This is a genomic window from Asticcacaulis sp., from assembly GCF_035497195.1.
Lineage (GTDB): Bacteria > Pseudomonadota > Alphaproteobacteria > Caulobacterales > Caulobacteraceae > Asticcacaulis.
On record NZ_DATJDZ010000033.1, the window covers coordinates 1 to 4948 of the forward strand.

The 4948-nt window shown below is 59.1% G+C and carries 8 protein-coding genes; all 8 read right to left on the reverse strand.

Going from position 1 to position 4948, the window contains the following annotated elements; genetic code table 11:
* A partial coding sequence (locus tag VL130_RS19410) for a hypothetical protein (protein WP_325365671.1) occupies positions 1–560 on the reverse strand: 560 nt, incomplete at its 3' end.
* A 3-nt stretch (positions 561–563) separates the two neighbouring features.
* Complete coding sequence (locus VL130_RS19415) at positions 564–1418, reverse strand: hypothetical protein (protein WP_325365673.1); 855 nt, start codon at positions 1416–1418, stop codon at positions 564–566.
* On the reverse strand, positions 1412–1783 hold the full coding sequence (locus tag VL130_RS19420; RefSeq protein ID WP_325365674.1) for a M15 family metallopeptidase: 372 nt from the start codon (positions 1781–1783) through the stop codon (positions 1412–1414). The genes VL130_RS19415 and VL130_RS19420 overlap by 7 nt, the downstream gene beginning before the upstream one ends.
* A gap of 2 nt (positions 1784–1785) precedes the next feature.
* On the reverse strand, positions 1786–2433 hold the full coding sequence (locus VL130_RS19425) for a hypothetical protein (RefSeq protein WP_325365676.1): 648 nt from the start codon (positions 2431–2433) through the stop codon (positions 1786–1788).
* Positions 2434–2492: 59 nt separating this feature from the next.
* The gene (locus VL130_RS19430; RefSeq protein WP_325365677.1) at positions 2493–2705 is read right to left on the reverse strand and encodes a hypothetical protein; all 213 of its coding nucleotides are present in this window, start codon (positions 2703–2705) and stop codon (positions 2493–2495) included.
* 505 nt (positions 2706–3210) lie between these two features.
* Positions 3211–3915, reverse strand: coding sequence for a rolling circle replication-associated protein (locus VL130_RS19435; RefSeq protein WP_325365678.1), 705 nt, complete (start codon positions 3913–3915; stop codon positions 3211–3213).
* Between the two features lie 63 nt (positions 3916–3978).
* Complete coding sequence (locus VL130_RS19440; protein WP_325365679.1) at positions 3979–4143, reverse strand: hypothetical protein; 165 nt, start codon at positions 4141–4143, stop codon at positions 3979–3981.
* 351 nt (positions 4144–4494) lie between these two features.
* On the reverse strand, positions 4495–4948 hold a 454-nt coding region (locus VL130_RS19445), incomplete at its 5' end, for a hypothetical protein (protein WP_325365681.1).

The window sequence follows — 4948 nt, forward strand, 5'->3', positions numbered from 1 at the left end:
CCGGTCCACCCGGCTGGCACGAAAATTCGGCTGGCACCAAGGTTCGTGAAAATGTGCGCGCCGTCCGCTTCGGTCCCGGCTTCCGCCCAGTCGCCGGGAAACCGCTCGATCCCGCCGCTATAGGATTGTGCGGCAAACGCCATGCCCGGCGTCGGGCAACCGCTCCACTGGTAAACCAGTGTCGTCCAGTTGAGTGCGAACTGGATCGACGTGTCGGCGATCAACAGGTACCAGCCGACGCGATCAACCCATTCCGTCATCTTGAAGGCCGCCCAGCCAAGCCCCTTGCCCGGGCTGATATCGGCTTGCGCCCATGCCGCCGCCTTGCCCTTGTAGCGGCGCTTCCTGTGATGAGGCTTGCCGAACCGTTCCTGCACAAAGTCGATTGGATCGGGCAGGAACAGCATTGCAAAAATGTAGGGGACTTCATGCCAGAAGCCGTAGACCCACAGCCATGGGTCGATGCTGCAAGGCGTGTTCACGATGTCGTAAATCTGGCCGATCTTGTAAATGTCGTCACCGATGATCGGTACCTTGCGGATGGACGGGTTGAGGGCCATGGGTCACTCCACGATCTTGAACGAAACAGCCATCGCGGCGCCTGCCGTGATGCTGGAATAGGCGGTTCCGACGCCGGTCCAGTCGGCGTTTGCTCTGATCGTTCGGACTGCCGTCAGGGGGAACAGCAAATGCGGAAGATCGATCATCGGGGCGAAGAACGACACTGAAAACGGGTCGGTATGGTTGCGCAGGATGACCGCGATCTGATCGCCCGCTTCGAGGTCCAGTTCGACAGGCAGCCACAGTAGTTTTCTGATCGACGGCATGGAAGTTTGCGGCCCTTCGGCCAAGATTTCCGTGATCACTAGTGAGGCGTCGATCTTCGCAAGGATGATGCTGCCGATCCACGATACCGATTGAGCGGCGACGACGCCGACGCCGCGAATTTTCGTGGCTTCTGGAAAGCCGATGATGCTGCCGAGCGTGTCTTGCGTGGTCGAGGTCGAACTTTGCGTATAGGCGGCGTCATACATGGTCGACACAAGCATTGACGTTAACTCCTCTGCCGGTGCGGGCGGCTGGTAATTGTGATCGGCAACCGTTGTGGTGGAGCCGTCTGGAAACTCGATGCTGAAAAGGTTGCCGTATGCGGCCATCATCAGGATATCCCGGGGGACCTGTTCGGTCCCGCGTGAAAGACCCATGGCGGCGACCTGATCCAGCCATACGGGAGAAGCAGCCATGCGGGCTGCAATGGTGAACTGATTTCTATTCCAGACGCTGGCCTTTCCGTTGCGCGGGCCGAAGCGCGGGCTTCGGGCGACGATAGGTCGCCCGAGCCACGTTTTGACGTAAAACCCTTTGAGTGTGTGGGTGAAGGCCTTCGGGTCGAGGTCCCCCCGCTTGATCTTCACCATCCGTTCGGAAGCTCGAAATGGGGGCCGTCCCGGAGTTTCTTCCAGTCGCCGCCCCAGACGATCGGCATGTCGAGCATTTCCGCTTCCGCCTTCACGATCTTGGCAAAGTCGGCATAGGCGTCGAAATCCCATGTGATCTTGCCATTTTCCATGACGGCAACGTCAACGGCGCGTCCTGTCAGGTGGCGGCTGTAATAGGTGCGGGAGGCACCGCGCCGCACCATCTCGGCCTGGCGCTCTTTCGAGCGCAACCCTTCCGTGATGATAAATCGTCCAGGGTGTTGTTTCGCGACTTCTCGAAACAGACGGGCAAGCCGGGGATCAACCCCGGCGAGCCGTTCCTTGTCGCGTTTGGAAAGCGCCATGCCTACACCGTAGGCGTGGCAACGTCTTGAAGGCTGATGCCGTAAGCCTTTTTGCCGTCCGGTTTGGTGAATTCGAACCATCCGCCCACCACGTATTCTTGTGCGGGAGTGAGGCCGGAAAGCACGATTTCGAACGGGGTGGCGTTATCGCTGCCGCTGACAGCATCGTAAACGTCGCTGGTTTGCGGATCGACCGATGCCACCGCCATTGCCCATGCGGAGGTGATGGTCCAGCCGGTCGGAAGATCGGGAGCCGTGAGGGTCACGGTCAGCGAGCCGGAGCCTGCCACTACGTCCATCGCCTGTGCGACGATGCCCGAACCGGCACCGATCGAAAGGATGATATCTGTGAGATCGGTCTTGCTCCGCAGAACGCCGGTGTTTACCGACAGCCATCCGTTGCGGTTGGTGTAACGCTGGTTGGTGGCGTAGAGCGACCACGCGCCGAGCGCACCGGCAGGCAGATACTGCCAGAGGCGGTTGAGGTACCGGAAGGTGTTCCGGGTCAGTTGCTGCCCCGGCGAATTCGGATTTGCCGGAACCACGTACTGGCGAACGTAGGGACGGCCTTTCCAGTTCGAATAGACCTGCGTCTTGGCGATCTGGCCACCGGCCCCCCACGACAGCAGCGGTGCGCGCACTTTGGACATGAGTTTTCCCTTTCTAGGTGGTGGAGCCGGACAATTCCGGCCCCACTACGGCACAACCGCTAGAATGTATCGCGCGGCTTTGCAAGGTACTCATGCGCCTCGTTTATCGCGCCGTGCCATGACGCGCAGTAAATCGCCGGTCTCGTGAAGGCCGATCTACCGTCATCCCATCGCTCAATGATGATGGGTTGCCAGACCGGCGCGCCGTCCGCCTTGAAGCGTACAATCTCCGCATCGAGTGCCACGTGGGCGGGTTTCTCGGTGTTTTTCATGTCGTTTTACTCCTTCTGGATCCTGACCGCTCTTTTTGAGCGCCACCGCTCGACGGACCGGAGCCCTTAAATCGGTCACCGCTTGCGGGCGAAACGGAGTGGAGCACCCGGCACTTGCCGGGTTGACGGATTTGAGGTGGTCGTAAGCTGGAAATGCGTGATGAGAGCATATCCAGCTTGGCGCGCGATACATTGTATCGAGTTGATATGAATGGATGAATTCGTCCGTCGATTTCATCTCTCGGGGTCAAGTTAAACGCGCACCGCGACTGCAAAAATGCGCCCTCTCTTGTGACCTGTCTTAAGGACAGGGCACCCGGAAGGCCATGCGAAGGGTTCTGGGACGCTACATGGAAGGTATAAACCTTGGGGGGTTCTCGCTGACGCTCGCCCCCCCCAAGGGCCAACACGCACGGAGTGCGTCCGGAGCGCAAGCGATGGTCGCGCGGATGCGTGTTGGCCCTTGGGGGGGGCGTCCAACCCACGACGCTGGCCTTGAACCCTTTCATGGACTTCCGGCCTTGCAGTCCGGTTTCTCGTTTGAGCGCGTTATCTTGCCGTTGCTTAACCATTCGACGTGATACCCCATCTGTTGCCAGTTGGTTGCCATGCGATACAAGTCATAAGGCCACATTTCCCAGCCTTCACCCGGAGCAAACTTGATTTTGGGCTCCGGTTTCTCTCGTTGATCGTAGTCTCTACTTTGCCAGTATCGTTTGGCAGTGCCGATCTTCTGCGCGCACTTACCGCAATATTTCGCGCAATACACGACAGCTTTATGAGACTGATCAAGATGTTCGATCCATACATTCGGTCCGTCCGCCAATTCCTGCATCCATGTGGAGAGCAATTTCTGATCCAGCCACTTTGCCCGAAGGAGCAAATGCAGGTGCGGCCAGCCCGACACATGCTTTTCCATGATCGCGATGAAAGGGAGAGATTTCATTTTGTAGTGCCGCATCAGCCGGAGGCGGCAGCACCGCCAAGCCCACGAAAGGCGTTTGGCCGCTTGCTCCGGCGTCATTCCCTCGACGCGCCGCGTTGTGAGGGTCAGGAACTTATTCGGCGTTCCGCCGATGCCCTGCGCGATCAGTTGCGCCTTGCGCTGATCGTGGCAGTCCGGGCATGTCCATGACTTGCATTTGAGCGTGACCGCTACCGCAAAATCAACATTTCCCTTGACAGCCGTGTGTTCTCCGCAATATGCCATAAGTCCCCCCGTAAATGGGAAAGCCCGGTCGCCTTGCCAGCGCCGGGTTTTTTCATGCCCTGATCAGTTGCCCTTTGCCGGCATCACCATTGCGATCATCGCCGCGAGCGCCGCTCCTGCGGTCGCGAATTGGTTTGCCTTTTCAGGATCGAGGCCGAACACCGTTGCCAGAACGGCAATTGCCGCCCACGTGGACGGCTCTTTTAGACGGTTCACAGAGAATTTCATATCGTCACCATGAGACAGGCCGGAAGCTTCCTCTCGCAAGCACCGGCAGTTGAAAGAATTTCCCCGACAGGTTTTTCCCGTCGAGGCCGTTCCGGCAGATCAGGCATCGGGACTTAGCATGGCCCCGCCGCTTGATCGTCCGCTCTTCACTCGGATGGTTAACCCCTACGCTTGACGCCAGATACATGGGAATACCCTTTGCTGCCGCCTTGGCGGTCAGCACAGCGCCACGGCCATGCCCGTGTTCCCGCATTCGGGCCGGAAGGCGTTCCCGCCTTGTGATGCCCGTATAGTGCCGCGCGCGGCCTATCGGAGCGGCAAGGTGGATGAGATAGACGACATATGGCGTCATCAGAAGTCCACCTTACCCAGCCATGGGATCAGCCCTTCAACCTTTTTCGTGCCGTATCCCGAAAAGATCGCGCGTGTCATCCAGTCGAGCCGTCCGTCAGTGTTTCGGAACTGGTACTGGTAGACCATGCCAACATCGCGCTTCGGCGGCATAGGTACGACCTGCGATGCTGTGAACTCGCCGTTGTGGTTTGGCTTCGGAGGGTCGAGGCCGATCACTTCACCGGTGGTCAGGTTCTGTATGCGGACCTGAAATTCCTGCCCGTTGTACGGCGCGCCGCGAGGCTTGATTACCATCGCCGTGGTGAATGATCCGGTCCACCCGGCTGGCACGAAAATTCGGCTGGCACCAAGGTTCGTGAAAATGTGCGCGCCGTCCGCTTCGGTCCCGGCTTCCGCCCAGTCGCCGGGAAACCGCTCGATCCCGCCGCTATAGGATTGTGCGGCAAACGCC